The following is a 1856-nucleotide window of genomic DNA, read 5'->3' as shown; positions in this document are numbered from 1 at the left end:
CGATGCTGGGTAGTTCCAAAACGAGCCACAAACTCTTCCCAAGTACAAGTATGAATACCTGGCGGTAGGTTGCCATCAGCCTTAAACGGTGGGAGCATATCCAAAGACTAACACAACAATAAGATTGTGTTGAAAAACTGAGGTTTAGGCCACAGGCTCAGCCAAGGGATTCACAAACCGTACCCCTTCAACCGTGACACCGACACTAAAGTCCTCGCTGTAAACCTCCGTAATCTGATTGAGGCGAGCATTAGCCCAGACCTGAGCATCCCAAAATTGGAAGCGGTGAGTAGCGGAAATTTACTTATCTGACAACTCTATTTCTAAAGGAAGACTAATCGTTAGGGTTGATAGATGGAGCGCAACTCAGCCAGGGTGCTGACCTGCCGCAGCCCTGCCTGGATAGCCTTGAGAGTATCTACATCTTCAATCTGGGCAATCTCCGGGAAAACCTGGAACCCCTCACTGCCAAACTTCAGTTCCAGGGCCAGTTCGATTCCACTAAGTAGACCTTCTTGCAGACCTTCCTGCTTAGCCATTCGTTCAACGCTGGTAACGTAGGGCATCTGTGCCTCCCTTTCGTATTGCTCTAGTTCTTGGCGGAAATTGGCCTCTAGATCCTCGGGTAACGTAATCACCCAATCAATAAAGCGGAATAAATTAAGGATATCCTGGCGTTCATAACCCTGCTCATACAATCGCCGGGTGAGAGTAAACTTCCACTCCTGGCGCTCCACCTGATCGCCCTTTGTTTCCAAAGCCTTCAGATGAGCCATAACCACAATGACAAAGGGGTTAGAGCTGTCCTCTAACGTCTGCCACTGTTGCCCATAGTCTAGCAGTTTCACAATCGGGAACTGAAACTCAATCTCACAGCCCCACAGCTCAGAGCGAAACTCCTGCGGTCTCCACCCTGGACGCTCATCCGCCAAAACCGCCAGGCTCACCACAGGCCGGTCATAGCGATCGCGTAGCCGGTAATTGTAAACAAACATCCGCTGGGCAAACTCCGTCTCCGGGCTTTGCTGGATCTCAATGTGGATCAGCACCCACATTTCCTCACCCCCCAAGCGCCAGACCTTGACCAACTTATCGGCAAACCGCTTGCCCAGCTCCGCATCCCGGACCACTTGTTGCAGCTCCGTATCCAGAAACTCATAGCCCTGGGTCCAATCAATCTCTGAGTGGATCTGGGGAAAGAAGAAGGCTAGGAAATCCTGGAAATACGCCTCCAGCACCTCCTTCCAGGGACTATCAAAATCAGCCCGTTGCTCAGCCATTAGCAATGCGCTCTCAAAGAAAAGACCTCCCTGGGAATTTTCCCACGGTTAAGCTCGTAGAGGTCAATTAGGAGCTGAGAGGGTAACGAATATCCTCTAACTGATCAAATTCGCTTGACACATAACGAGTTTGCAGATTTGATCATCTCAGCTACCTAGAGAAAAATTCAGCAAAGAGGTGATCCAGTGACATAAAAGACTTTAAACATCAAAACCCCAACTGAAACAGCCGGGGTCATTGATGTATTGAATTTGAAATAGGGGCGGGGACGCTAACTACTTGCTTGGGGACGAGAAGTTAGGTCTCCCTACTTTGCCATGCCTAAATTTTAGTCATGAGTTGCCAAAGATGGCAAGCATTTTCCTAAAAAAAGCATGGTGCCCCCTATCTGGACCGGCAGATAAACCACTTAGGGAAGACCACCATGCAGCCAGCAAACACTGGAATAGGGAGTGGTTAACCTAAGCAGGTAGGTCGCCCCACCTGCTCGGCTTCAGAACCGGACTTGCCCGTTTTCGTGCATCCGGCTCCTCTCCAACTTGGTTCTGTGTCAAAAATACCAGTTGTAGTTGATG

At 49.6% G+C, this 1856-nt stretch carries 2 protein-coding genes and 1 pseudogene; all 3 read right to left on the bottom strand.

Annotated elements, in window-relative coordinates; all coding sequences use genetic code 11:
* A partial coding sequence (locus AC2VE5_RS26630) for a DUF6932 family protein (RefSeq protein WP_486890549.1) occupies nt 1–98 on the bottom strand: 98 nt, incomplete at its 3' end.
* 46 nt (nt 99–144) lie between these two features.
* A pseudogene (locus AC2VE5_RS26625) lies at nt 145–288 on the bottom strand (PIN domain-containing protein); the annotation flags it as partial.
* A gap of 53 nt (nt 289–341) precedes the next feature.
* The gene (locus AC2VE5_RS26620) at nt 342–1280 is read right to left on the bottom strand and encodes an RpnC/YadD family protein (protein WP_486890548.1); all 939 of its coding nucleotides are present in this window, start codon (nt 1278–1280) and stop codon (nt 342–344) included.
* Nucleotides 1281–1856: the final 576 nt, after the last annotated feature.

The organism is Aliterella sp. E5.1, assembly GCF_057473825.1.
The sequence above is the reverse complement of the archived record's forward strand: the minus strand, read 5'-3'. Positions and strand labels throughout refer to the sequence as shown.